This window comes from Lysobacter sp. Hz25, assembly GCF_046097045.1.
Classification (GTDB): domain Bacteria; phylum Pseudomonadota; class Gammaproteobacteria; order Xanthomonadales; family Xanthomonadaceae; genus Lysobacter; species Lysobacter antibioticus_B.
The window spans coordinates 5308091-5334144 of record NZ_CP175666.1; the positions used below are offsets into that span (position 1 = coordinate 5308091).

Sequence of the window (26054 nt, forward strand, 5' to 3'; positions counted from 1 at the left end):
GCGGCGCAAGCCGCGACCGCGCACCACCAAACGCAACGGCAGCGAACCGCATCCGCCGCACAACAAAAAACCCGCACGCTGGCAGCGTGCGGGTTTTCGTTTTGTACGCTGGAACCCGGCTAGCGCTCAGGCCTCGATGCTGGCCGCAGCCCCCGGCGCCGCATCCGATTCTTCGACCACTTCCGCCGGCCGCGCGCGCTTGAGCGCGATCAGGGCCGAGGTGTCCGACTCGCCGTAACCGCGTTCGATCAGCTCGGCGTAATCCGCCACGGCCTGGTCGATGGTCTGGGTGCGGATGCCGCTGTCGCGGGCGATGCCCTGGACGATGCGCAGGTCTTTGAGCATATGCAGGCACTTGAAGCCGGGCGCGAACTCGTCGCGCAGCATGGTCGCGCCGCGCTTGTCGAGGAACCAGTTGCTGGCCGCGCCGGCCATCAAGGTCGGCAACAGGCGCTCCGGGTCCAGGCCGAGCTTCTCGCCGAGGGCCAGGCCTTCGCAGACCGCCTCGTTGATGCCGGCGACCAGGATCTGGTTGATGGCCTTGGTCGCCTGACCGGCACCGGTCGCGCCCATGTGGGTGATGCGCGCCGCATAGGTATCGATGACGTCGCGCACGCGCTCGAGCTGGGCTTCGTCGCCGCCGACCATGATCGACAGCTTGCCGTTGCGCGCGCCTTCGACGCCGCCGGACACCGGCGCGTCGAGGAAGCCGATGTCGTGCACCGCCAGCAGCGCCGCGGCGCGGCGTGCGGTCTCGACCGACACGGTCGAATGGTCGACCACGATCGCGCCAGGCTTGAGCACTTCGGCCAGGGCGGCGACGTTCTCCAGCACGTCGGCGTCGAGCGACACGCACAGCACGACCAGATCGCAATCGGCGAAGTTGGCCGCCGAGCGGGCCGCGCGCACGTCCAGCTCCGATGCCATCGCATCGGCCTTGGCCTGCGTCCGGTTGCCGACCGCGGTCAGCACGCCCTTGCTATGCACGTAACGCGCCATCGGCGCGCCCATGGCTCCCAGACCGATTACCCCTACTTTCATTTCGACCTTCTGCCCCTACGGGCGCTAAATATTTCAAAAAACCATGATGCCGCGCCGTCGGCGGACCGCCCGACCGGCTGTGGACAGTACCGCGATCCCGCCCGGCCGTCGTGCGACCGGCGTTGCCGGACGACGTCGATGCGTCCCAGTCTGGGTCTACAGGCTCCCCTGCTGCCTGAACGCGCCAAGCCGCGCGCGGTGAAGGCGGCGTCTTGCGCTGCTCGACCCGGGCTCAGCCCGGGCTCAGGCCTGCCATTCGTAAACGTCGATCCGCGACGAGCCGCTGAGATGCAGCGGGTCGCGGAACGCCATCACCCGGGCCTCGTCGAGATCCGACGCGCGCAGCACGTAGGCGCCGCCGCTCTTGTCGCCGAAGCCGCCGGCCAGTTCCAGCCGCCCCTGGCCGCGCAACTCGTCGAGGAAATCCCGATGCGGACCGATCTGCGCGGTGTCGAACTGCGGCAGGCGCATGGCCATCACCAGATACCGATTCATCGTCATCGCTCAGGCCACCGGCGAGTCGTCGAGATAGGTGTAACCGGTCAGGCCGGTTTCCAACGCCTCGTCGAGGCGGCGCGCCTCGTCGGCCGGCAGGTTGGCGGCGGCGACCTTGCTGCGATACGCCTCGCGCAAGTCGGCCAGCTTGTAGCCGACATAGTCGAGCATGACGTCGGTGGTGTCGCCGCGACGCTGCTGCGCAAGGCGGTAGCCGTCGCCGTCCACCCGCACTTCGACGGCATCGGTGTCGCCGAACAGGTTGTGGATGTCGCCGAGAATTTCCTGGTACGCGCCGACCAGGAAGAAACCCAGGCGATAGCTCTCGCCCGGCTTCAAGGCATGCAGCGGTAACGAGGTGTCCAGGCCTTCGTTCTCGACGTAAGTGTCGACCTTGCCGTCCGAGTCGCAGGTCAGGTCGGCGATCACGCCGCGCCGGTCCGGCACTTCGTTGAGGCGCTCGATCGGCGCGATCGGGAACACTTGGTCGATCGCCCACACGTCGGGCATCGACTCGAACACGCTGAAATTGACGAAATACTTGTCGACCAGGCGCTCGTTCAACTCGTCGAGCAAGTCGCGATGGCTCTTCTCGCTGCCGTCCAGGCGCGCGCGCACCGCGTGCGCGATCGCATAGAACAGATCGTCGATGCGGGCACGGTGGGTCAGGTCGATCTGGCCGAGCGCATACAACGACAGGCCTTCGCCGTGGTGATGCTGGGCCTCGTGGAACAGCTCCACCGCCGGGCGCTGGTCGAGTTCGTCGTGGATCTCGCGCAGGTGGCGGATCACCGCCGGCTCGTCGTCGTGCGCCGGCGGCACGCGGCCTTCCGGCGCCTCCTCGATCTCCGAGACGTTGGCGACCAGCACCGCGTGGTGCGCGGTCATCGCGCGGCCGCACTCGGTGACCAGGCGCGGCGGGGTCAGGCCGTATTCCTGGCAGGCCTCGGCGAGCGGCTGGACGATGTTCGAGGCGTACTGATTGACGCCGTAGTTGATCGAGCAATAGCTGCGCGAACGCGTGCCTTCGTAGTCGATGCCGAGGCCGCCGCCGACGTCCATGTAGCGCACGTTGGCGCCGAGCTTGGACAACTCGATGAAATAGCGGGTCGCCTCGCGCATGCCGTTGGCGATGTCGCGCACGTTGGAGATCTGCGAGCCCATATGGAAATGCAGCAGGCCCAGACAGTCCTGCAGGCCGCTGTCGCGCAGTTGCTTCCACAGGTCCAGCACCTGACGCGGGCTGAGGCCGAACTTGGCCTTGTCGCCGCCGCTGTTCTGCCATTTGCCGGCACCGAGCGAGGCCAGGCGCATGCGCACGCCGAGGCCAGGCTTCACGCCGAGCGCCTTGGCTTCCTCGAACACGACCTGCAGCTCGGACGGCTTCTCGACGACGATGTAGGTTTCCATACCCAGCTTGCGGCCGATCAGGGCCAGGCGGATGTACTCGCGGTCCTTGTAGCCGTTGCAGACGATCAGGCCGCCGGGCCGGCTCAGCGCCAGCACCGCCATCAGCTCGGGCTTGCTGCCCGCTTCCAGGCCGAAGCCTTCGCCGGCGTGCGAGGCCAGCGTGCCGGCCACGCCGTGGTGCTGGTTGACCTTGATCGGGTAGACCGCGGTGTAGCCGCCGGCGTAGTCCCAGTCGCGCATGGCCTGGGCGAAGGCGCTCTGCAGCTTGCCGAGGCGGTCGCCGAGGATGTCCGGGAAGCGCACCAGCATCGGCAGCTTGGCGCCGGCGGCGCGGGCGGCGTCGACCACCTCGGGCAGCGCCACGGTGGGGCCGCGCTCGCCGCGCGGGCTCACCGCGATCCGGCCGGCGGCGTCGATGTCGAAATACCCTTCGGACCAGTGGGGGATCGAGTAGGTCTTGCGGGCCTGATCGAGCGACCAGTCGGACATCGGCGTGTTACCAGACAAAGTGGGGAAGGCGCATTCTACAGGCCGCATCCCCGGTGGGGGCCCCGCCGCGGGCGTCGCGGCCGGCCGAATCGGCAAACCCGGGCCGCTCACGACCTCCGTTCATACGGCCCGTTTCATATGGGTCCGCTACAATCCGCGCCCCCGGCCTCGAAAGCGTGGCCCCGAAGCCCGCTGCCGGGCCAGGCGCGCCCGCGCCGGCCCGACCCAGCGATCACGCGGCACCGGCGCTCGACGCCGTCCCACGCAACAACGCCCAACCCGCACGGCCTTTATCAGGAAGCAACGGCATGACTACCGAACCGACGTGGCACTACGAAAACTTCGAGCCGACCGGCTCGTCCATCGGCTACCGCGTCACCCGCAAGCTCGATGAAGTCCAATCGCCGTTCCAGAAGATCGAAATCTTCGAAACGACCGACTGGGGCAACCTGATGCTGATCGACGGCGCGGTGATGCTGACCACGCGCGACAACTTCCTGTACCACGAGATGATGTCGCACCCGGCACTGTTCACCCATCGCGCGCCGAAGAACGTCGTCATCATCGGCGGCGGCGACTGCGGCACCCTGCGCGAAGTGCTCAAGCACGACGGCGTGACCGAAGCGGTGCAGTGCGACATCGACGAGCAGGTCACCCGCATGGCCGAAAAGTGGTTCCCGGAACTGTGCGACCGCAACGACGACCCGCGCGCGCAGCTGTTGTTCGACGACGGCATCGCCTACATGGCCAACCGCGCGCCGAACAGCGTCGACCTGATCATCGTCGACTCCACCGACCCGGTCGGCCCGGCCGAAGGCCTGTTCAACAAGGCCTTCTACGAAAGCTGCTTCCGCGCCCTGCGCGAGGACGGCATCCTGGTGCAGCAGTCCGAATCGCCGCTGATGCTGATCGAGCTGATCAAGGAAATGCGCACCGAGATGGGCAAGGCCGGCTTCAAGACCTTCAAGACCCTGCCCTTCCCGCAGCCGTGCTACCCGACCGGCTGGTGGAGCTGCACCCTGGCGCGCAAGAGCGGCAACTTCGAATTCCGCGAAGCCGACGCCCAGGCCAAGACCTTCGCCAGCAAGTACTACAACGCCGGCATCCACCGCGGCGCACTGTCGACCCCGGCCTTCGTGGCCGAGGCGCTGGGCGAGTAAGCCCCGCGCGGCGCGATCGATCGCGCTTGGTGTCGGTCAACAAAAAGCCCCGCTCGCGCGGGGCTTTTTGTTGCGGCAACCGCAGGAACATTGCTTCGCAGCGGTTTCGACTGAGCTGCGGAATCGCCCGTCGGTCGACGGCGATCTATCCACCCGCCGTTGCCGCTCATTTCCGATGGCGCAGGCACTAACCAACCCCGCCATCGGTCGTGCTTACTCCTGCGGCTTCACCCCGAGATAAGCGCCCGCGACATACTCGGTGATCCACGGATTGTCGTTCTCCAGCTCGAACGCCCGATCGAACATGCGTTCGGCCGTCGCGCGGTCGCCTTGCAACAGGTAATGCGCGCCGATTTCCGCATGCGCCTTGGCATCGTCGCGATTACCCGCGATGAAGCGATCGAACAAAGGCTTGGCCTTCGCCCACTCCCCGGCCTCCGCGTACACGCGCGCGATGCGATACACATCGCTGTCCTCGTGCTTGCCCGAGAGAATCGCATCGAACACCGACTGCCCTTGCGCCTTCAAGCCGCCGAGGTAATACACCCGGCCGGCGCCGATGCGCTCCCAACTGCCATTCTTGCCGGCCTGGACCAGCGCGACCTCCAACAACGCCTTGGCGGCATCTTCGGGCGCCTTCTGGTGGTACGCAGCGGCCGTGAGCTGCGGCTTCTTCGCGGCATGGCTCACGCCGATGCCAGAACCGAAAAGAACCACGGCCACGGCCGTCATTATGTGTGCCTTCATGCAACTCCCCCTGTTTGGAAACCAGATCCTAACAGGCAGGGAACCGCAGTTCGATACACGGATATATGTGCCTTTTAGGCCCCGTCAGCGCTTCGCTTGATACCGATTCGAGCTCTATGGTTCTAGCTACGCTGGTGACGATATCGAGCAGGTTACCGCCGGCATCGCACCTCGACGCAAACTCAATCCAGAAACTAGGGCGCCGGCACAGAGGACTTCGACCACTGAACTCCTTGGCGCTCCAGCTCGGTAATGATCTGGTCGACCATGTCCTTCGCCGGAAAACCGCGAACATCCAATGTCGCCGTCGTCCATCCCGCCACAACCGGATGATCAGCCGCGTCCTCCAATAGCCAATAGACCTTGAAGGAATAGGCGTTGACGCCCGTCGCCTGCGGCCCTTGCCAGGTCCAACTCATGCCGGTGTTGTGCGTCAGCAAGACCAAACGATGCGTCGCCGGTAGCGCAGCTTCTTGCGCACGATAGCTCCGCGCCAGCTCCAAGGCATTGCTCTTCGCCTGATCGCTCAAGACCTTCACCGACCCAGTCTCTATCGGGCCAATCGTGTGGCGAACGACGTTCGAAGACGGGAGCGTAGCGCCGCTCGCCAACGCATCGACCGAAGAAATTTTCAGGCCGCGCTCCTCGAAACCTTGAGCCAGCATGATGCGGAACCGCTCAGTGTCCTTGCTCAGACGTTTGTTGCCTGAAGCGGCATCCTGCAGGAGCGAATAAATCGCCAAACCTCTGACCTGTACGGGCTGCACAGGACTACCTCCCACTACACCCAATCTATGAGCTTCAGTGCGGGCGCGGGTGAAGAGACCCGCCGAAGTGGTGGAAGAAACACAGATCAGCAGCGCGGCAGATGCAATACGGGAAATTTTATTCCATTTACTCATGTTTGACGCCACCGTAAGAGCCTCAAAAGACACATCAAAAAGAGCGCCGCCCAAAATCTCCCCGCTCACCATCTAATCTAGAAAATTGAACGCAGGCAACTACCACCACGGATTCGAAATAAGAATCCACCTAAGCCTATCCTTGGCACTCTCATTGCCCAGCATATCGACCGGTCTGTTTCCATCCAGCCCTGGCACTGCTCTTTGCATCCACTCCAATGACTGGGAACGAAGACAAGCCCAGACAGCCATTGCCAAATCCTGGTCCGAAGTCATTTGTAAAAGCATTCTCGTTATCGCGTTATCCACCCACTCCGCCGCTATCGCCGCAACGAATCCATCCCAATCATGACGGTTAAACATAGCCGCATCAGGATTCACTCTAATTGCCAAGAAGGAAAAATTACAAACAAAGTCGCAGCCGGATAACGCCACAACTGTCGCTGCCAGGAACACCGTTCGCGCAATTAATCAATGCGCCATGCGGCGGCATCGAGTCGCTTTCATTCCTCGTACAAGCTACCGCCCCCTCAATTAAATCTATATGAGATAGATCCTCCGAACCAACTCAAAGTCACACTCAAAACCCCCTAAAATATCAGGCGCAACCATTGCGATGGCCGCCTCTGATTCAACGCCCTCAAAAACCACAGCCAGTTCATTGCGAACGTCCTGGTCAAATGGATCATCAACTCGAAGAACAACCCCGTGATCGTGCGCGACCTTGAATAACGCCACATAGGCGGCAACGCTCACCCAGATGGATGGATCGCGAAGCAAGCGCTCGATTTCGTCGTATGCAAACGCAAACGCCTGATCTCTGCTCATTCCTCCGTCCTCCTGAGCTGAACGAAATGCACGACCCACCGCTTCTAGCAGCGACACATACAACTGCTGTCTTTCGCTCGCAACTGGCATCTCATCAGCCATCACGCCTCGCAAATCTGTTTTTTAGCGGGATATGAGAGCAACAACCCCTGCAGCCAGATCACTCTCTAAGATAGGGATTATAGGCTTCGCCAACTCTATTTTTTATCCATATTCTGGCGCAGACAGGACATTCAATCACAGCTCTGCCAACTGCATCTATTCGGCTGAAAAATAGATCGAACTGCATGACCTTGGCACTCACCTCATTGGCCAAATCATCTAATAACCCTTCCGGCACAAGTATAAATTGCTCAGGTGCAGGAGAGCTAATCAGATTAATTACATGCTCACATTTGCAAAGAAATTTCGCCATAGCTGCCTCCTCAGCTCACCATTAATCACCATGGCACCGGCACATTGACATCCCGGCAATCTCTTGCGCTATTCAGCAATCCTTAGATCGCAATCTCATTAGCCTCTGGGCGAGGCCATCCACGATCAATTGATGAGGAATGATGGCAAAGCCATCCGAATAATCATGCCCCCAATGTGCAGCAGCCAATTTTATTCAAGAATCCAGATCGAAGCACAGGTCGACTTCATCGGAGAGCTTCGCAAGTCGCACACTCGCAGAAGCCATCGACGAAATGGAAACGCATTCACCTTTGCTCCAATTGCCCGCTCCCTCACACAATCAAGTCTTTTCCGCTCTCAGAGCCAGGCCAACTAGTAATTAAAAGAAGGGCTGATTTCGCAAGGAATAGACCCCGCCCTCAGCGCTTCGCGCACTTCAAAAACCTTGTCTGCCCGCCCTCTAAAAACAAGCGATCCTTTCGCAGCCAACAGCTTGCGCGCATCTAAAAAATTTACACCAGATACCCTCGATATGATTTTCACCTGATTATTATCCGTGAAATCGCCACCAACGACCCTAACCTCATAGATTCCAGTATCCCTGCTAATTGCGGGAATACTGGTCGTTACCATTGCCCAATCACAAACAGTGCAATATATTCCTTCCACGGAACCGTCCTTACGGGTTTCCGTCAACCCTCCGCACTTTTCACAACCATGCTTTTTTGACGTTTTCATGGATAAGTCTTCCTCGGCATAAACGTCTCGAAGGCGCCCTGCCTCGATAGATCCGGCAAGTTAAAACCAGGCGACTTAGGATCTCGTGAGAGCCTAGGCGCAATCACCATCACACCATCCGCGTACGCCCATATAATGTCTGTCGGAGCCTGTACAGGGACATTCATCTTATTGGCAAGGTTTTGAGCAAATCCAGCATCGCACGCGCCTGTTTCACAGGAGAGCAGTCGAATGGGCTGCCCACTATATCCTGGCGACTGCTGAATCAACCTGGCGGCAACGCGCTGATTTACCATCATCGGACCGCTGGCAGTCATTATTTGTATTTCCTCTGTAGCTCCGTGCGCAACCACATCGAAGTATCCAACTGGATCGATATCTGAGCGGCGAGATGCAAAACGATAGAAGTTATCAGAGCGCCCTGTAAAACTAACCGGACCAGGCGCCACTCCACCTGCAAAGTCAGGAACGCCGACCTGGCGAGCAATATCATCCGCCTTGCTCGCCGTTTGTCTCGCAAGATCATCGGCCACCGAGGCAACGGCCTCAGTCGCCTTGCGTCCAACCGCTGGACTAAGGCCCGTAGACGGTGCCGCATCGCCCATCAGGAATTCCATCCCAGCTAGGCCGAGTGCATTGCATCCGAGCAGGTTGCTCAAGCATCGTACGACCAGATTGGTGCCCATGCCCGTGGCTGCGCCAGCACCCACAGCCCCAAGCGCGGCCAGCGCACCCACGCTGCTGCTCGCCCCGATCACTGCGGTTACCTGACGGCCGCTCTTTGCGTGCACACCATCCGCCCAATCGAGCAGACTGCTGCCATAGATGTAACGCAAATCGCCTTGGCTCAGCCCTGCAGATTGGAATGTGTTGTAGAGCTGTTGATAGGCATTGACGTCGCCCGCGAGCTGGTCACGAAACACCGTGTGATCCGTGTACCTTGCCGCATCGGGCTCCTCGAATCCCTTCCCCCAATCGAACTGCGGGCGGTTCTCGGTCAGGAACGACAGGGCCGCCTCATCGACTTGATCCTCAATGGGGAGGTGCTCGTTGAGCCTTTGATTGAATGTGGCATCTACCTGAGCGGCAGCCTCCAAAATCAAACGGCGCTTGGCCTCGTCGACAGAGATGCCCCCGGATTCAAACGCGAACTGCGAAGCATGGGCGTTGATCCAGGCTATTTCGTCCGGATGCAACTGCCGGTTGTACTGATCCCCCGCCAGCGCCGCGGCGGCGCCGCTGCCGCCGCCGATCAAGCCTCCCAACGCGGCGCTGCCGAGTTCCATCAACATGTCGAAGGCGGGACTACCGTAGGGGACCTTGTGCTGATCCAGGTACTCCGCCATCGCGCCTTTGGCGCGTTCGACGCCTGCAGCGCCCAGGCCAGCGCCTAGCACGTCGCCGCCGCCCAACACGGCCGCGGCGGCGGCGGTCATGCCGTGCAGCAGGGCCTTGTTCGTACCGCCATCGCTCCAGCTATTCAGGCGCGCGGTGGCTGCGTCGATCGCCGACCGATCGCCCGCGGCTTCCGCTGCGCGCAAGTCGGTCACGGCGTCTTGCTGCATTTTGTCTGCGAGTGTTCCACTCGCCTGCATGCCGACCTGCAAGGCCGCGGCACCGGCCTCCATCTGTTCCCTGACCTGCCTCTCGTCGAAGATCGGCTTCAGCCCGGTCTGTTGCAGGCCGGTGATGCTGCGGTCGAGCTTGGCGACGGCGCTGTCGTCGCCGCCCCGGATGTCGATCGTGCCGGCGCTGATGCCGCTGCGGGTGACGCTGCTGGCGTCTTCCTTCTGCGGCATGCTGAGGTTCGGCGAACCGCCATTGGTCCCGACCGTGGCGCCGATGCTGGTGGCGCTGTACTTGGCCGAGTTCTGCAAGTCGGTGGCGATCAACGCCTGGGTGCTGAGCCGGTTCTTGGCTGCATCGGCGGTGCTGGCGATGGCCGCGCCGGTCAGGGTCGTGGCGCCGCCGACCTCGATATCGAAACCGCCCTTGCCCGCCGCGATGCCGGTCTGCCCGGTGACGCTCTTGTACTCGCTGTCGACCTTGCTCTGGTTGTAGCTGACGCTGGCGCTGCTGCCGAAGCCAACCACCACTTGACCGCTGGCCGACTGGTCCTTGCTTTCGAAACGGTCGGTGTCCTGCTGGCTGATCAGGTTCAGATCACCGCCGACGCGGGCGATGACCTGCTCGCCGCGCGCCTGTGCGCCTTGCAGGGTGGTGTTGCCACCGCTGCGCAGCACCAACATGTTGGCCGCATCCACGGTCGTCTCGGCATGGGTGACGCTGTCGCCGTCGGCCTTGCCGCGGCTGGCGTTGGCTTCGACGTAGAAGCCCATGCCGCTCTGGCCGACCAGCACCCCCACGCCACCGCCCCCGCTCTTGCTGGTCGAACGCTGACTGCTGGTTTCCTGCGCCGACTGCAAAGTCAGGTTGCGCGCCGCATCCAGCAGTACGTTGTGGCCGGCGACATGGCTGCCGGTCACGGTCAGGTCGCCCTCGGTGGCGACGATGGCAACATCGCCGCCGCTGCGGATGTTGCTGCCGCGCTGAGTCGTCTGGTCGATCACGGTCTTGCCGCTCGAACTCTGGCTGCCGATGCCGAGCTTGAGGTTGACCGCTTCGTTCTGCGGGCTGCCCTGCGGCCCGACTTCGGAGTGCGCGGCGTTCTGACCGGGATTGTTGGCGACCGCCTGATAAGCGTTGTATCCCCCACCGACCGCAGTGGCTGCGTTCAACGCCCGCGTGCGGCTGTCGCCGCTTTCGTTCCGGCTCGCGCGCTTGCCGGCTCGGTAGGCGCCCATCGCCGCGTTGACCGCGGTACCGCTCAAGCTCAGTTCCAGGCCCGACTGCCGGAACTGGGTCGTGTGGGTCTCCTGCGACTGCTGCTCGGCCGCTTCGATCGTCACGTCCTTGCCGACGATGCTGGTGCCAGTGGCCGAGATCACGTCGCTGCCGCGGATCTTGACGTTCTGGCCGGCGACCAGGGTGACCTGACCGTCGGTGCTGCCGAGCACGGTGCCGACGGCTTCGGTCGACTCGACCTTCGACGTCTGGCTCATGCTGCGGCTGCCGACCATGATGCCGACACCGCCGGTGCCCATCAGGCCGGACTTCTTTTGGGTCTGGCTGTGTTCTTCGCTATAGGTGGATTGCGCCGCATCCAGAGTCAGATTGCGACCGGCCGCGACCAGAACGTCATCGGTACCTGCGACCTGGGCGCCCTGGGTGATCACGTCGCGGCCGGCCGAAATGGCCACGGTCTCGCCACTGAGCGTCGTACCGACGGCGAGGCTCGCATGCGATTCGTCGTGGGTCGTCTTCTTGCTGCTGCTGAGGAACCCGGACTTCTTGGTCGTGCTGTCCTGCACGTAGTCGTGCTGCTCCTGCGCCGCCGTCAGATTCACATCGCGCCCGGCCGAAAGCGCGATGCCGCCGTTCTCGCTGACGGCCGACGCGGCCTGCAGGGTGATATCTCGGCCGGCCTGCATCGCGATATCGCCACCGGCCTTGATCGTCGTGCCGTGCAGCGTTTCGTCTTCGGCATGCAACGTCGTACGGGTCTTGCCGTCGCTGTAGTAACGGTCGGTGGTATCGGTCGTAGTCAGAGTGGCACTAACGATGTCGCGCCCGGCGACGACCGCGACCGACTTCCCGGCATCCAGTTGCGCAGCGGTCAGCTGCACGTCGCGGCCGCCCGAGAGCACGAGGTTGCCGCCGGCGCTTACGCTGGCCACATCCAGCGACTGCCTGGTATCGCGGTTCTTGCCGAAGCCGGTGGTCGTGGTGTCGCCAACGCGCGAGGCGATGCTGAGGTCGCGGCCGGCGCTGAGGGCGGCGTCGCCGGCGCTGCGCACTTGCGCGGCGCCGAGCACGGACAGGTCGCGGCCGGCGCTGGCGAGTAGCACGCCGTTCGGGTTGCTGACGTAGAGGCCGGCGAGGCGGTCGGGGGCGTAGTCCTTCGTGGCTTCGACGATCAGGTCGCGGCCGGCGCTGACGACCAGACGGTCTTTACCCTGGATGACGCCGCCGCGGTTGATCAGGTCTTGCTGCGCACGTACGGCGACGTTGCCGCCCTGGATCAGGCCGCCGAGGTTGCTGATGTTCTGCGCGGTGATCGCGACCGCGGTGCGGCCGGCGATGCGGCCGCCGTTGACCAAGTCGCCCTGCAGCTTGAGCTGGGTCGCGTCGCCGGCGATCAGGCTGCCGTCGCGGTGCAGGTCGTCGTTGCGCACGCGCACGTACACCTGCGGCGCCAGCACGGTGGTGCGGGTGCCGTCGGGCAAGGTCACGGTCTGCTCGACCAGCCAGACGATGTCGCTGGTCAGTTGCGCCATCTGCGCCGCGGTCAGGGCGATGCCCGGGCGCAGGCCGAACTGCTGCGCGAACAGGGCGCCGGAGTTCATCAACGCGCGGAACTGGTCTTCGTCGCTGGCGTATCCGTCGAGGAAGCGGCGGCCGGTGAGCTGGGCGATCTGGTCGCGGACCAGGCGTTGCTCGTAGTAACCGTCGCCGAGGCGTTTGTGCATGTTCGCCGGGTCGGTGCCGAGCAAGCCGAGCAGATAATCCGAGCCCAGCCAGTTGCGGTAGTTGGCGAAACGCGAATCGGTTTCGACCAGATAGCCGCCGCCGTTGAAGGTGAGGCGGAACAGGCTGCTGCTCGGCAAGCCGAAGTTCGCCGGCAGAGTGCGGATGGTCGCGGGCGAATTCGCCGCGCCGCCGGCCACCGCGCCGCCGCCGGCGCCGGACGCGTTAGGCGCCGGGTTGGCGACGACTTCGATCGCTGCGGCACCGGGTTGCAGCACGAAGCTGCTGCCGCCGCCGGCATTGCTCGCCGAGCCGGCGTTGAGATTGAGCAGCACCGACGGGTCGACCACGCCGGGGGCGTTGCGGCCGAGGTTGAGATTGCTCAGATCGCCGGTGTCGATCGTCAGGGTGCCGTTGCTGGTGATCGAGCCGCCGAGCTGGCCGATCTGCTCGGACAAGGAAGGGTTGGTCCAGGCGCGGGTGGTGCCGTTGTAGCCGTGGCTGACGTTGTTGAAGTCGTAGCTGCGATACAGGGTCTGGCCGACATTGGTGACCTGGCTGGCGCCGCCGTGGCCGGTGATGCTGAGATCGCCGCCGGCGGCGATCTGGCCATAGCGGTTTGTCAGGTCGTCGACGCGCAAGGACATCGCCCCGCCCGAACGGATCACCGCGTCGCTGCCGATGCCCGGCGCGATCGCATCCTCGGTGACGGTCTGGGTGGCGATGCGGTATTCCTCGTTGTCGCCCAGGCCGCCGCCACCGGTGCCTTGCGGCACCAGCAGGGTGTGGTCGGGGTCGTCGTAGTCGTACGAGGTCCACAGCTGCACGCAGTTGCTGGTGCAGGTGCCGTAGGCATTGGAGTAGGCCAGGTTGTCGCTCTGGTAGACGAAGCCCGGCGAACCCGGCTGCGGCTGCGACAGTTCGGCGAAGGGATCGTCGCTGCCGCCCTGGTCGGGATTGGACTGCGCGTCCTGGCGGCCGGTGTAGTAGATCGTCACCGTGCCGTCGACGCCGCCCAGGCGCGAGCGCTCGCCGAGCGCGGCGTACATGCCGCCGCGAGCGAAGTAGTAGGCGCTGGTCTGTGCCGTCAGCCGTACCACCGCCTTGCGCAGCATGACCCCGTCCGGGGTGATGTACGGCGTGTCCGACAAGATGTCGTTCGGGTCGAGGTAATACACCTCATAGGCGGTGTAGTTGCTGCTGCTGCGGATGTCGAGGGTGGCGTTGCTGCCGTTGTTGCGCCACTGCGGCTGATCCAGGCGCACCGGCGCGCGGGTCGTGGTGGATTGGGCGATCGAGACGTTCTCGCGCGCGTTGGCGATGGAGCTGGCATCGATCGACAGCGCGCCGGCAGCGTCGATGATCGCGCTGGTGTTGTTGACCGCGCTGGCGGTGCCGGCGGCCAGGCCGGACGCGTCGAGCGCACCGCCGATCGCGGCGTCGCCGCCGCTGTAGATCAGGCCTTCGCGGCGGTTGTTGAGCACACCGGCACCAATGTCGAGGCGTTCGCGCGCAGCGATGGTAGCGGCGCGGGTCGTGCCGCCGACGGTTTCCTCAAGGTTGTTGATTTCGCCGGCGCCTAGGGCGAGATGGTCGCCATAGAGACGGCCGGTGCCGAGGTTATCGATGCGCGCCGCGTCGATGCGGGTGTCGGCACTGTCGATCAGGCCGCGATTGGTCACGGTAGTGGCGACACTAATCCGCGCGCTGCCGGCGGTGGCGCTGATCTCGCCGTTGACGGTGTTGTCGAGGGCATTCGCGCTCAGCGACAGGTCGCCGCCGGCGCCGATCTTGCCGGCGTTGCGCAGGTCGCCCTGGGTCGACAGCGACAAGTCGCGATTGGCCAGGATCGTGCCCTGGTGGTCGAGACCGTCGACGAGCGCGATCGACGCATCCAGGCCAGACTGCAGGCTGCCGATGCCGTCGAGGCGCTTGAGCTGCAGGGTCAACAGTTCGCCGGCGGCGATGCTGCCGCCGCTGTTGTCGAGCGTGCGGGTATTGCCGGCATCGCGGATGTCGACCGTGCCGCCGGCGCTGATCTGGCCGCCCACGTTGGCGACCGCCCCGCCCCCTTGCAGCAGCAAAGTCTGGTCAGCGCTGAGCACACCGGCCGTATTGTCGACAGTATCGGCCGCGATGGCGACGTTGCCGCCGACCACGCCCTGACTGGCGCCGAGGGTGTTGCGATTGTCCAGGCTGCCCGCGCTCAGGCTCAGCTGCGCCGCCGAGCCGATCAGGCCCGATTGGTTGTCGATAACGCCGGCACCGGCATCGAGGCGGGTATCGCCCAGCGCCTGGATCTGGCCGCCGCGGTTGTCGATGCCGCCGGCCGTGAGCGTCAGCGTGTCGCGGCCGCCGATCTGGCCGCTGTTGACGATGCTCGTGGCCTGCAGCGTGGCGGCGCCGCCGGCATAGACGGTGCCGGCGCTGTTGCTGAGCGCGCCCGCATTGATCTGCAGCGTGCCGCCGCTGCTGATGCCCTTGTCGCTGCCGCTGTTGGCGTTGTCGAGGGCCTGGCCGCGGGTGTCGATGGCTAACGCGGCGCCGGCCTGGATCAGGCCGGCGTCGTTGCTCAAGGCGCCGCTGTCGATGCGCAGCGTCTGCGTGCCGGCGATGCGGCCGTCGTCATTGTCGAGGGCGCCGTTGCCGGCATCGATCGCGACCGTGGCGCCGGCGATGTCGCCACCGCTGTTGTCCAAGCCTTGCGAACTCAGGTTGATCGCGGTGCCCGACTGGATTCGCCCGCCGACGTTGGAGAACGCGCCGGCGATGTCCAGATCGACTGCGTCGTCGATCGAGGCCAGGACGCCGGCGTCGTTGTCCAGACTGGCCGCGGCGATGCCGAGCGCTTGTTGGGCGACGATGCTGCCGGCGCTGTTGTCGAGCGCACCGGCGACCGACAGTGCGGCCGTAGCGCCGCTCTGGATCTGGCCCTGGCGGTTGTCGAGCGCGCCGGTCGTGACCTGCATCGCGGTGGTGCTGGCGATCAGGCCGGCCTGATTGCTCAGGCTACCGGCCTGCAACTGCAGATCGCCTCCGCTGGCGATGCGGCCGGCGGCGTTGTCGAGCGTAGCTTGCACGTCGAGCCGCGCGCTTTCGCCAGCGCTGAACTTGCCGCCGGCGGTGATCAGGTCGACGGCCTGCAAGTCGACGCGTTGGCCGTAAGTGTCGCCGGCGCGCAGATCGACCGATTGCGCGGCGATGCTCAGCTGACCGTTACTGGCGATCTTGCCACCGGCGCCGTCGATGATGGTGGCTTGCAAGTCGAGTGTGCCGGTACCCGCGTGTTCGATCGCGCCGCCGCGGTTGCGCAGGGTCGCGGCCTGCACGCGGGTGTCGCCGCTTGCCGCGATGCGGCCCTGGCTGTTGTCGAGGGTGTCGCGGATGCTGAGCGTTGCGCTATCGCCGGCCTGCAACGTGCCGCCGGCGTGGTTCAGCGCGTCGGCCTGAATGCCGATCTGGCGTGCATAGGTCTGGCCGCCACTGAGATCGACCGCGCCGCCGCGCAGGTCCAATGCGCCGTTGCTGCCGATGGTGCCACCGGCACCGTTCAAGGTCGTGGCCTGGATCGTCAGCGTGCCGACGCCGGCATGTTCGATGGTGCCGGTCTGGTTATTCAGCAGGGCGGTGCTCAAGGTGGTGTCGCCGTTGCTGGCGATGCGGCCGCCGGCGTTGTCGAGTGCGCTCGGGGCGGCGATCGACAGAGCACTGGCCGATTGCAAGCTGCCACGCGCGGTGGACAAAGTGTCGACGGCGATGTCGACGCTGCGCGCGAAGGTGGTGCCTGCACTGAGGTCGGCGTTTTGGCCGCGCAGCAGCAGATGGCCGTTGCTGCCGATGGTGCCGCCCGCGCCCTGCACGGTGGTCGCTTGAATCGTCGTAACGCCGCTGCCGGCGGATTGCAGGGTGCCGCCGGCGTTGCCGAGGCTGGCGGCGCGAACGCTCAGATCGCCTTGGGTCGCGATGCGGCCGCCGTCGTTATCGAGACGGCTGTCGACCGTGAACGTACCGGCGGCGCCGGATTGGAGGGTGCCGCCGCGGTTGTCGAACTGGCTGGCGACGACATCCAAACCGTTGGCGCTCAGACTCGCGCCGCGGTGATCGACGACGCCCGCCGTGAGCTGCAGCGCGCCGGCCGTGGCGATCTGCCCGCCCGGGCCGTGCAAACCGCCCGTGTTCAAGCGCATGCCGGCGCTGCCGGCGTGCTCGATCCGGCCCTGTTCGTTGATCAGGCTGCCGGCGTCGAGCTGGAGCCGGGCGGCATTCGTCGCCACACGGCCGTAGCTGTTATCGAGCAGGCCCGCGACCTGCCAGTGCACGTCATCGCTGCCGCCGTGCAGCAATTCGCCGCCGCGGTTGCTGAAGGCCTGCGCGGCCAGGCCGAGCACGCCGCCGATGCTGACGCGGCCGGCATCGTTGGCGAACGCGCCGAGCTGCAGTTGCGCGTCGCCTTGCACCGCCAGAGTGCCGCCGCGATTGCTGAGGTCGCCGCCGGCAACGGTCAACGAGGCCAGACCCAGTTCACCGCCGTCGTTGTTCAAACCGCTGCTCGCGCTCAGGGCGATGCCGCTGGCGGCGAGGATCGCGCCGGCATCGTTGTTCAACAGCCCGGCGATGCGCAACGCGCCGTCGGCCAAGGGCAGCGACGGCGGCGGCGCCACCGTCGGCGCGTTCGGATCGCTCGGCGGCGCGGTGCCGCTGCCGTCACTGCCGCTGCCGCCCGTGCCCGTGCCCGGAACGCCACCGGAACCCGACGACCGCTCGGCCAGACCGATGCGGCCGCCGTCGCGGTTGCTCAGCGCGCCTGCTTCCAACCGCAACGCCTGCAGGCCGGTTTGCTCGATGGCGCCATCGCGGTTGACCAGGCTTTGCGCATTGAGATCGAGGCGCCGCGCATTGAGCGTGCCGCCGCTGTTGTCGAGATCTTGCGCCGTGCCGATGCGCAGTTCCTGCCCGGCGCTGATCGTGCCGGCATTGGCGACGCCGCCGCTCAGGTTCAGCGCAGCGTTGCTCTGCGCCTGGATCCGCCCGCTGTTGCCGAGCCGGCCGTCGGCACTCAGGGTGAGTTCGCCGGCCTGTGCGCCGATCGCGCCGGCGTTACGCACACCCAGGCCATGCTCGGTGCCGATCAGGGCGATCTTGCCGGCGTACATGCCGCCGAGCGCGCCCACGTCGAGGGCAAACCCAGGCGCCGCACCGCTGCCTTGGCCGGCGACGATGCTGGCGTGGTCGGCACTCACGGTGTTGGCGCCGGCGGTGAGCCTCAGTTGCTGCGCCCAGACCCCGGCGTTGACCTCCAGCGAGCGCGCGATCAGGTCGGTGTAATCGGTGGCGCTCGCATCCAGGCCGGCGCCGCCGATGCGGATCGCGCCGGCCTCGACGCGGTAGCCGTCGAGATGGCCGCTGGCGAGCATCGGTGCGCCGGTGGTCAGGGTCGCGCGGCTGGTGTTGATGAAGCCGCCGCCGTCGACCTGGATGCCGGCCGGGTTGGCGATCACCACCTCGGCACGCGGCCCGGCGACTTCGACGTAGCCGTTCAAGTGGCTGGGGTTGGCGCTGTTGACCTCGTTGAGGATGACCCGCGCGCCGCCGCCGGCCAGCCAGGGGTTGCCCTGCACCCAACCGCCGAGTTGGGTCTGCGCGTTGCTGCGCGAGTTGTTGAGGATCGCGCCTTCGCGATTCACATCGAACTGGCTATAGGTATTGCGCGACACGCCGGCCGCGCTCGGCGTCTGGATGTTGACCAGCGGCACGCCGTTCGCTGCCTGCAGCACGGTTGGCCGCTGATTACCCGGCGCATTCGGGTCGGCCACCACCTGGGCCAGGGCCGGCAAGGTCGACGCGAAGCCCAGCGCTATCCACAGCGCGCAGGTCATCGGCCGCAGGCCAGGCGCCGCGGCGCGGCCGCGGCCGGCGCTGCCGCCGCTCGGCGAGCGCACCAGTTCGGAGGCGACTTGCCAGACGCCGAGGGCGCAATTGAAGACCAGGCGGTAGATGCGGTTCATGGCGTGCTTCCTTGGCTGGGGTGCTGCGTAGATCGGGGGAAAGTCGGCCGCATTCGAAGCGCAGGCCTGCGCGACGCGGCGGCTGGGCGGTCAATACGACCAGGCGAGGTTGAAACCGGTGGCGGTGTAGGCGGTGGGGTAGCCGCGCGGGGCCGACAGCGGCGCGCCGACGAAGCCGTCCCAACTCAGGCGCCGCCAGCGCCCGCGCAGGCCGACGACGGCGCCGGCCAGGTGGTCGCCGGACTGCCACGCCGTGCTGGGGCCGCTGATGTGTCCGTAGTCGGCGCCGAGGTAGGCCTCATGAGCGCCGTCAAGCGACCAGGCGAACTCGTTGCGCAGCAGCCAGCCGCGCTCGCCGCTCAAGGCGACCTCGCCGTCGAAGCCGCGCACGGTGTAGCGCCCGCCGATCGCGAAGCGGTCCTGCGGCACCAAGGGCGTGCGGTTCCATTGCCCGCGCCAGCTGCCGGTGTAACGCAGTCGCTGTTCGCCGATTTGCCAGGGCACGCTCAGCTGCAACTCGGCGGCGATCAGCTTCATGCGCGAGGTGCCTTCGCCGAACGGCTGCTCCGGCGCGGGTAGCGCATCGAATGCACCGGTGCCGCGGCGATAGGACAGATTGGCGTCGACGATCGCCTTGCCGATGAAGCGCTTGTAGGTGAAGCCCGCTTCCCAACCGGCATTACGCCGGCGCTGCACTTCGATCTCGGTGTCGTCGATGAAGTTGTCGGACTGGCGCCACCAGCCGCGCGCGTACACGCCGAACTTGCTGTGGGCATCGCGGAACAACAGCCGCGCCACACGCAATTCGGCGTTTTGGCTGGAACCGCTGTAGCGGTAGTCCTGGCTGGCGCCGGCGATGGTCTGGCGATAATCGTAGCCGCTCGCAGTCGCCCCCAGCATCCAATAGCCGAACGGCAGGTCGTAGTGCGCGGTCCAACTGGACGTGCCCTTGCCGCTGCCGTTGAAGACGCTGCGGCCGAGGTTGACGTAGAACAAGTCGTTCCAGGCCAGGCCGTGGTCGATCGACAGGGTCGCGTTCGCCTGCAGCTTGCCGGTCGCCTCGCTGCCGGCGTCGTCCAGGCCCAGATTCGCCTGGAGCGGCGAACGCTGTTGCCAGGCGACCACCAGATCGCTCTCGCCGGGCGCGGCGTTCGCCGCGGCGCTCGGAGCGATCTGGATGTCCGCGGTCACCGTCGGGACGCGTTGGAAGTTCTCCAGGCCTTGTTCGATGTCGCGCAGATTGAGCAATTCGCCCGGCCGCGCCGGCAACGCGTTCGTCAGCCGCGCGCGCGGGCCGCTGCCGTCGGAGAAACGCAGTGCGTTCACCCGCCCCGGCACCACGGTCAAGCTCAGGATGCCGCTACTGAGGTCCTGCGGCGGCGCCAGCACGCGGGTGGTGACGTAGCCGCGGGCGATGATCGCGTTCTGTACCCGCTTCATCAGCACGTTGACGCCCTGCACGCCGAGGCAACGACCCGACCAGGGGTCCGCGTCGCCATCGGCCGCTTTCAACGCCCATCGAAAGTACGACGCGTGCTCGCCGTCGAGCCGCAACTCGCGGATCGGAAAACACGGCGATTCGTCGCCGGGCAAACGCTCGGCGACCGAGTCCGTGCGCTGATCCAGGCGCACGTCGGGCCGCGTTTCCTGCTGTTCGCGCAAAGCGCGCTCGCGCTCGCGTTGGCGCGAAAGCTCGCGCTCGGCCGGATCGGAGGTTTGCGCTCCGGCCGTAGCGACCGCGCCGCTCAAAAAACAGACGAGCCACAGGCGCGACGGCCGCTGACGGCCCAGAGATTCTTGCGGCTTCACTGCATCGCTCCCGTTGCTTCAGATAGACCTGGACCCGTTCGTCGCGCACGTGAGAACGATGCGCGGGGACCGACGCAATGGAATCGACAGAGATCGTGAGGCGTCATGACGCCGGCCGTTGCGCCGCTGCGCGTGCGCGACGGTACGCCACGAATGCGCCTGCACTGTTCGTACCGCGCCTTAGGGCTCAGCCATACGGGCCAGGGCACGATGGCACACTTCATCCATTGATCGATCCGCTCCATATCCCGCACTGCGTCACAAATTTCGTGCCAGCAGTGGAGCAGTAACGATGGACGGCCCGATCGATCTCGAATGCAAAAAGCACACTTGACGCCGCTGCCGGATAGTTGACGCGACGCGTCACCTGCTGACCCAGCTCGACTTCGAGTCAGAAAACTGAACGACGCGAACGCAACTCGGCACATATCGAGCAGCACACTTGCGATCTCGCCGGCCGCAATCCGATCGCAGCTTTCATCGTCGTTGAGATCAGGCTCGAACTCAGTCGCGGATGCGCAGCCCGACGACGCGGGCGACGACGGTAAGAGGCGATAAAGGCGGCGGAATTCATGCAGGCATGACTGCACGTGAACAACGGCGAAGCGCTCAGATCCACACTGAAGCGGGCGCTTGCATCGGCCGCATCGGAAATAGACCGATCCAGGCCGGTTTGGGTCAGGCGAATATACTCAGCCGCGACGAGCACAGCGGCGATACGCCTACGCTTGATCGAATCCTTGTATCAGTTCGATACGAGCATTAGCCGGCGGCACCGAACAGCTTCGCCACACCGACGTTCAAGCCGTAACCGCCGACGGTCAGCACGCCGAACAGCACCGCCGCGAGCAGCATCGGCTTCGGGCCGGCCTGGCGGATCGCGCCGACATGCGTACGCAAGCCCAGTGCGGCCATCGCCATCGCCAACAACACGGTGTCGATCTGCACGATCGCCGCCTTCCACGGCGCCGGCAACAGCTGCAGCGAATTGAAACCGCTGACCGCGACGAACCACAGCGCGAACCACGGCACGACGATCTTCGACTTCGCCGCGCCCGGCGCGGCGCCGATCCGCGACGACAGCAGCAACAGGAACGGCGCCAACAGCATCACCCGCAGCATTTTCTCGATCACCGCCGCCGACGCGGCCGACTCGCCGACCGCGCGGCCGGCGACGACGACCTGGGCGACTTCGTGGATGGTCGAGCCGGCATACACGCCATAGGCGTGTTCGCTGAGCCCCAGATAGGGGTACAGCATCGGGTAGACGAACATGCCGAGCGTGCCGAACACCACCACGGTGGCGACCGCGACCGACACCTTGTGCGCCTGTGCGCGCACCACCGGCTCGGCCGCCATCACCGCGGCGGCGCCGCAGATGGCGCTGCCGGCGCCGATCAACATCGAGGTCTCGCGATCGAGCTTGAGCCAACGCGTGCCCAGCCAGGTGGCCAGGCCGAACACGCCGGCCACCACGACCGCGTCGATCGCCAGGCCGGCCACGCCGACCCCGGCGATCTCCTGGAAAGTCACGCGAAAGCCGTACAACACGATGCCGAGCCGCAGCAGCGTGCCCTTGCTGAAGTCCACACCGCTGCCGGCACTGGCCGAGAACGCGGGGAAGACGCTATTGCCGACGGCGATGCCGAGCACGATCGCCAAGGTCAGCGCGCTCAGGCCCCAGGCCTGCAAGGCCGGCAGCGAGGCCAGCGCCATCGCCGCGCCCGCGATTGCCGCCGCCAGCGCCAACCCCGGCCAGAACCCCGGCGAGCGGGTCAGGCCCGATTGCGGGGACGAGGCGGACGAAGACGGGTTCAGGACGGACACGGCAGGGGACTCCAAAACGGCTGCGGATCGACGACGGCGCCAAGGTAGGCCCGCGCACTCGGGGAGTCCAATACATATAATTCAAGTATCCATGAATTGAGCTCATGCCATGAACCTGCACTTGTTGCGCGTGTTCCTGACCGTAGTCGAACAGCAGAGCTTTTCGCGCGCCGCCGAAGCTTTGTTCGTCAGTCAGTCGGCGGTGTCGAAGGCGGTGCGCGAACTCGAACACCAACTCGACCTGCCCCTGATCGAACGCAGCGGCGCCGAAGCCAAGGCGGTACGCGGCGTGCAACTGACCGATCACGGCAACGCGGTGTTCGAGCATGCGCGGGCGATCTTCGCCCTGGAACGCATCGCCAGCGAGGACGTGCGCGATCGGGTCGAACTGCGCCAAGGCAGCCTGCGCATCGGCGCCAGCACCACCGTCGCGGCGTATTGGCTGCCGCAAAGCCTCGGCCCGTTCGTGCGGCGCCATGCCGGGCTGACGGTGGAGCTGGTGGTCGGCAACACCGAGCAGATCAGCCGCGCGGTGATCGATTGCCGGGTCGACGTCGGCTTCGTCGAAGGCGCGGTCGAGGATGCGCGCATCCAGGCCAGCCTGTGGCGCAGCGAACCGTTGCGGCTGATCGCTGCCGCCGACAACGCGCTGGGCGCCAAGCGCCGCCCTTCTCTCGCCGAACTCGCCCGCCAGACCTGGCTGGTGCGCGAACAGGGCTCGGGCACGCGCCAGGTCGCGCAGTCATTGTTCGCCGCGCGCGGCATCGCGCCGGCGCGGGTGATCGAGATCGGCAGCAACGAAGCGATCGCGCACGCCGTCGCCGCCGACGCCGGCATCGCCTTGTTGCCGGAAACCGTGGTCGCCGACCTGGTGACGATGCAACGCGTGCGCACGATCAAGCTCGACGAAGACGCATCGATGACGCGCCCGCTGTATCGCCTGGAACTGGTCAATCGCCCGCGCGCGCCGGCGTTGCAGGCCTTTCTCGATCAGGACGAGGCAGCCGTCTCAGCCCCGGCGCGGGCACGCGGGCCGGGTCGCCGACGCTAAGGTCCGATCTGAACGATGGCCGCTTCGTTCACGGTCGATGGGCCGTCGCAGGCGCCCATCGCGTGGCGCCGCGCCGGCAGCGCCGGGCGGCGTTCGCTCACAGCGCGTCGCCGTCCATCTCGCCGGTGCGGATGCGCACCGCGCGTTCGAGGTCCCAGACGAAGATCTTGCCGTCGCCGATCTTGCCGGTGCCGGCCGCCTTCATGATCGCCTCGACCACGGTGTCGACCTGATCGTCGGTCACCGCCACTTCGAGCTTGATCTTGGGCAGGAAATCGACCACGTACTCGGCGCCGCGGTACAGCTCGGTATGCCCCTTCTGGCGCCCGAAGCCCTTGACCTCGGTCGCGGTGATGCCGGCCACGCCGGCCTCGGCCAGCGCCTCGCGCACGTCGTCGAGCTTGAACGGCTTGATCACCGCCATGACCATCTTCATCGTCGATCTCCTTGCAATACCGCGCAGGATAACGTGCCGCGCGGTCGCGACCTAGGTCCGACGCGGGTCACGCCGCCCGTCGGACGCCGTTCACACCGCCTCCGCGCGCTCCGTTGGACGATGAGGACAAAGCGCTTGCGGGCCTCGCAGGCGCCGTGATGTAGTGACCGCGTCATCCACTTCGGACTTTTCCGACAACCCGCCACGGCCCCGGCCGACGGCGAGGTCCCGGTCCGGCGGTCAAGCTGACCCCATTGCCGGAGGAGCTTTCCCCACATGATCGACCTGAACTACATCGACGACCTCGCCCGCCGCCTCAGCTCTCTGCTGCCCCCGGGCCTGCGCGAAGGCCGCGAGGAAATGCAACAGAACTTCAAGTCCGTACTGCAGACCGGCCTGTCCAAGCTCGAGCTGGTCACCCGCGAGGAATTCGAAGTCCAGCGCGCCGTGTTGCTGCGCACCCGCGAGAAGCTCGACGAACTCCAGCGCACCGTCGCCGAGCTCGAAGCGCAACTCGACAACGCTTCCACGCCCCAGCACTGAGCCCCGCCATGAACCTGGCACTCGTGCACAGCCGTGCGCGATCGGGCGTCCGTGCGCCTGCGGTCCGGGTCGAGGTCCATCTCGGCGGCGGCCTGCCGAGCATGTCGATCGTCGGCCTGCCCGAAGCGGCGGTGCGCGAAGCCAAGGACCGCGTCCGTGCCGCGATCCAGTGCGCGCAGTTCGAATTTCCGCAGCGGCGCATCACCGTCAACCTGGCCCCGGCCGATCTGCCCAAGGACGGCGGCCGCTACGACCTCGCCATCGCCCTGGGCATCCTCGCCGCGAGCGGACAGATCCCGCTGGAAGCGCTCAACGAGTACGAATTCCTCGGCGAACTTGGCCTGACCGGCGAGCTGCGCGCCATCGACGGCGTGCTGCCGGCCGCGCTCGCGGTCGCCGCGCTCGGGCGCCGCCTGATCGTGCCGGCCGGCAACGGCGCCGAGGCCGCACTCGCCAGCCGCGTCGAAGCGCGCACCGGCCGCACCCTGCTCGAAGTCTGCGCCATGCTCTGCGGCCGCGCCGACTTGCCGCAGGCCCAGGCGGCGCCGCTGCTGCGCGCGCCCGGCCTGGACATGCGCGATGTGCGCGGCCAGGCGCAGGCGCGGCGCGCGCTCGAAATCGCCGCCGCCGGTGGCCACCATCTGTTGCTGATCGGCCCGCCCGGCTGCGGCAAGACCCTGCTCGCCTCGCGCCTGCCCGGCCTGCTGCCCGAGGCCAGCGAAGAAGAAGCGCTGGAGACCGCGGCGATCGCCTCGGTCGCCGGCGGCGCGCACGGCCACGGCCTCGACCCGGCGCGCTGGCGCGAACGCCCGTTCCGCTCGCCGCACCACACCGCCAGCGCGGTCGCCCTGGTCGGCGGCGGCGCCGATCCGCGCCCCGGCGAGATTTCGCTCGCGCATCAGGGCGTGCTGTTTCTCGATGAACTGCCCGAGTGGGAACGGCGCGCGCTCGAAGTCCTGCGCGAGCCGCTCGAATCCGGCGTGGTCACGGTGTCGCGCGCGGCGCGCAGCGCCGAGTTTCCGGCGCGCTTCCAACTGGTCGCGGCGATGAACCCGTGCCCTTGCGGTTGGGCCGGCGACTGCAGCGGGCGCTGCCGTTGCGCCGGCGAAGCGATCCGCCGTTACCGAGCACGTATCTCCGGCCCCTTGCTCGACCGCATCGACCTGCACATCGAGGTGCCGCGCCTGCCCTCCTCGGCGCTGCGTCCCGACCAACCCAGCGGCGAAAGCAGCGCCGCCATCCGCGAGCGTGTTGTCGCCGCGCGCCAACGCCAACTGGCGCGCAGCGGCAAGACTAACGCGCAACTCAGCCAGGCCGAAACCACCGCGACCTGCAGCCTCAGCCAATCCGACCACGCCCTGCTCGAACGCGCCGTCGACGCCTTGCAACTGTCGGCGCGCTCGATGCACCGCATCCAGCGGGTCGCACGCACCATCGCCGATCTAGCCGGAAGCCCGCAGATCGCCACGGCGCACCTGACCGAGGCGATCGGGTATCGGCGCGGCGAATGTGAGGCCGCTGCCTAGAGCAAGCTTGGCAGTCACGGGGCGATCGGCGACTCAAAGAAAGCACGCCGCCGTTTTAGTGACGGAAGCTTCAAGCGTTCGATCTGAGTGGCTCGATGCGACGCGAGACCGTAAGCGCGCGGTC

16 protein-coding genes are annotated in these 26054 nt (G+C 66.1%); 4 read left to right on the forward strand and 12 right to left on the reverse strand.

Translation table 11 applies throughout. The features are described from left to right. Nucleotides 1-126: 126 nt before the first annotated feature. From ACKN61_RS21945 to speA, 3 genes are all read right to left on the reverse strand, one after another. A complete protein-coding gene (locus ACKN61_RS21945; protein WP_408951227.1) occupies nucleotides 127-1041 on the reverse strand; it encodes an NAD(P)-dependent oxidoreductase in 915 nt (304 codons plus the stop codon). A gap of 243 nt (nucleotides 1042-1284) precedes the next feature. Then, on the reverse strand, nucleotides 1285-1536 hold the full coding sequence (locus ACKN61_RS21950) for a YciI family protein (protein ID WP_408951228.1): 252 nt from the start codon (nucleotides 1534-1536) through the stop codon (nucleotides 1285-1287). A 9-nt stretch (nucleotides 1537-1545) separates the two neighbouring features. Beyond that, a complete protein-coding gene (gene speA / locus ACKN61_RS21955; protein ID WP_408951229.1) occupies nucleotides 1546-3435 on the reverse strand; it encodes an arginine decarboxylase in 1890 nt (629 codons plus the stop codon). 308 nt (nucleotides 3436-3743) lie between these two features. Here speA and speE point away from each other — a divergent pair, with 308 nt between their 5' ends. Next, nucleotides 3744-4595 (forward strand): polyamine aminopropyltransferase, encoded by an 852-nt coding sequence (speE, locus tag ACKN61_RS21960; RefSeq protein ID WP_223621513.1) that lies wholly within the window; start codon nucleotides 3744-3746, stop codon nucleotides 4593-4595. 213 nt (nucleotides 4596-4808) lie between these two features. On the opposite strand, the gene ACKN61_RS21965 is transcribed toward speE, so the two are convergent. The 8 genes from ACKN61_RS21965 to ACKN61_RS22000 form a co-directional block, all read right to left on the reverse strand. After that, nucleotides 4809-5342, reverse strand: coding sequence for a tetratricopeptide repeat protein (locus ACKN61_RS21965; protein WP_408951230.1), 534 nt, complete (start codon nucleotides 5340-5342; stop codon nucleotides 4809-4811). A gap of 194 nt (nucleotides 5343-5536) precedes the next feature. Continuing rightward, the gene (locus ACKN61_RS21970; RefSeq protein WP_408951231.1) at nucleotides 5537-6244 is read right to left on the reverse strand and encodes a hypothetical protein; all 708 of its coding nucleotides are present in this window, start codon (nucleotides 6242-6244) and stop codon (nucleotides 5537-5539) included. 540 nt (nucleotides 6245-6784) lie between these two features. Then, entirely contained in the window at nucleotides 6785-7174 is a 390-nt protein-coding gene (locus tag ACKN61_RS21975; protein WP_408951232.1) for a hypothetical protein, read from the reverse strand. A 58-nt stretch (nucleotides 7175-7232) separates the two neighbouring features. Beyond that, nucleotides 7233-7487 (reverse strand): hypothetical protein, encoded by a 255-nt coding sequence (locus ACKN61_RS21980; RefSeq protein WP_408951233.1) that lies wholly within the window; start codon nucleotides 7485-7487, stop codon nucleotides 7233-7235. Between the two features lie 353 nt (nucleotides 7488-7840). After that, the gene (locus tag ACKN61_RS21985) at nucleotides 7841-8206 is read right to left on the reverse strand and encodes a hypothetical protein (protein ID WP_408951234.1); all 366 of its coding nucleotides are present in this window, start codon (nucleotides 8204-8206) and stop codon (nucleotides 7841-7843) included. Beyond that, entirely contained in the window at nucleotides 8203-18738 is a 10536-nt protein-coding gene (locus tag ACKN61_RS21990; protein WP_408951235.1) for a hemagglutinin repeat-containing protein, read from the reverse strand. Before ACKN61_RS21990 ends, ACKN61_RS21985 begins: the two co-directional genes overlap by 4 nt. A 90-nt stretch (nucleotides 18739-18828) precedes the next feature. Then, nucleotides 18829-20547, reverse strand: coding sequence for a ShlB/FhaC/HecB family hemolysin secretion/activation protein (locus ACKN61_RS21995; RefSeq protein WP_408951236.1), 1719 nt, complete (start codon nucleotides 20545-20547; stop codon nucleotides 18829-18831). 762 nt (nucleotides 20548-21309) lie between these two features. Continuing rightward, the gene (locus ACKN61_RS22000; RefSeq protein ID WP_408953890.1) at nucleotides 21310-22263 is read right to left on the reverse strand and encodes a YeiH family protein; all 954 of its coding nucleotides are present in this window, start codon (nucleotides 22261-22263) and stop codon (nucleotides 21310-21312) included. A gap of 220 nt (nucleotides 22264-22483) precedes the next feature. On the opposite strand from ACKN61_RS22000, the gene ACKN61_RS22005 reads away from it, so the two are divergent. Next, complete coding sequence (locus tag ACKN61_RS22005; RefSeq protein WP_408951237.1) at nucleotides 22484-23425, forward strand: LysR substrate-binding domain-containing protein; 942 nt, start codon at nucleotides 22484-22486, stop codon at nucleotides 23423-23425. A gap of 97 nt (nucleotides 23426-23522) precedes the next feature. Here the strand turns inward: ACKN61_RS22005 and ACKN61_RS22010 are convergent, their stop codons facing one another. Next, a complete protein-coding gene (locus tag ACKN61_RS22010; RefSeq protein WP_031371341.1) occupies nucleotides 23523-23861 on the reverse strand; it encodes a P-II family nitrogen regulator in 339 nt (112 codons plus the stop codon). Nucleotides 23862-24137: 276 nt separating this feature from the next. Here ACKN61_RS22010 and ubiK point away from each other — a divergent pair, with 276 nt between their 5' ends. Both ubiK and ACKN61_RS22020 read left to right on the forward strand, forming a co-directional pair. Beyond that, nucleotides 24138-24404 carry a ubiquinone biosynthesis accessory factor UbiK gene (gene ubiK / locus ACKN61_RS22015; protein ID WP_031371342.1) on the forward strand — a complete coding sequence of 89 codons (267 nt, stop codon included), beginning with the start codon at nucleotides 24138-24140 and terminating at the stop codon, nucleotides 24402-24404. Nucleotides 24405-24412: 8 nt separating this feature from the next. Continuing rightward, nucleotides 24413-25930, forward strand: coding sequence for a YifB family Mg chelatase-like AAA ATPase (locus tag ACKN61_RS22020; RefSeq protein ID WP_408951238.1), 1518 nt, complete (start codon nucleotides 24413-24415; stop codon nucleotides 25928-25930). Nucleotides 25931-26054: the final 124 nt, after the last annotated feature.

Coding starts and splice junctions, on each gene's coding strand:
- ACKN61_RS21945 (WP_408951227.1), bottom strand. CDS start 1,041: ATGAAAGTAGGGGTAATCGGTCTGGGAGCCATGGGCGCGCCGATGGCG.
- ACKN61_RS21950 (WP_408951228.1), bottom strand. CDS start 1,536: ATGAATCGGTATCTGGTGATGGCCATGCGCCTGCCGCAGTTCGACACC.
- speA (WP_408951229.1), bottom strand. CDS start 3,435: ATGTCCGACTGGTCGCTCGATCAGGCCCGCAAGACCTACTCGATCCCC.
- speE (WP_223621513.1), top strand. CDS start 3,744: ATGACTACCGAACCGACGTGGCACTACGAAAACTTCGAGCCGACCGGC.
- ACKN61_RS21965 (WP_408951230.1), bottom strand. CDS start 5,342: ATGAAGGCACACATAATGACGGCCGTGGCCGTGGTTCTTTTCGGTTCT.
- ACKN61_RS21970 (WP_408951231.1), bottom strand. CDS start 6,244: ATGAGTAAATGGAATAAAATTTCCCGTATTGCATCTGCCGCGCTGCTG.
- ACKN61_RS21975 (WP_408951232.1), bottom strand. CDS start 7,174: ATGGCTGATGAGATGCCAGTTGCGAGCGAAAGACAGCAGTTGTATGTG.
- ACKN61_RS21980 (WP_408951233.1), bottom strand. CDS start 7,487: ATGGCGAAATTTCTTTGCAAATGTGAGCATGTAATTAATCTGATTAGC.
- ACKN61_RS21985 (WP_408951234.1), bottom strand. CDS start 8,206: ATGAAAACGTCAAAAAAGCATGGTTGTGAAAAGTGCGGAGGGTTGACG.
- ACKN61_RS21990 (WP_408951235.1), bottom strand. CDS start 18,738: ATGAACCGCATCTACCGCCTGGTCTTCAATTGCGCCCTCGGCGTCTGG.
- ACKN61_RS22000 (WP_408953890.1), bottom strand. CDS start 22,263: ATGGCGCTGGCCTCGCTGCCGGCCTTGCAGGCCTGGGGCCTGAGCGCG.
- ACKN61_RS22005 (WP_408951237.1), top strand. CDS start 22,484: ATGAACCTGCACTTGTTGCGCGTGTTCCTGACCGTAGTCGAACAGCAG.
- ACKN61_RS22010 (WP_031371341.1), bottom strand. CDS start 23,861: ATGAAGATGGTCATGGCGGTGATCAAGCCGTTCAAGCTCGACGACGTG.
- ubiK (WP_031371342.1), top strand. CDS start 24,138: ATGATCGACCTGAACTACATCGACGACCTCGCCCGCCGCCTCAGCTCT.
- ACKN61_RS22020 (WP_408951238.1), top strand. CDS start 24,413: ATGAACCTGGCACTCGTGCACAGCCGTGCGCGATCGGGCGTCCGTGCG.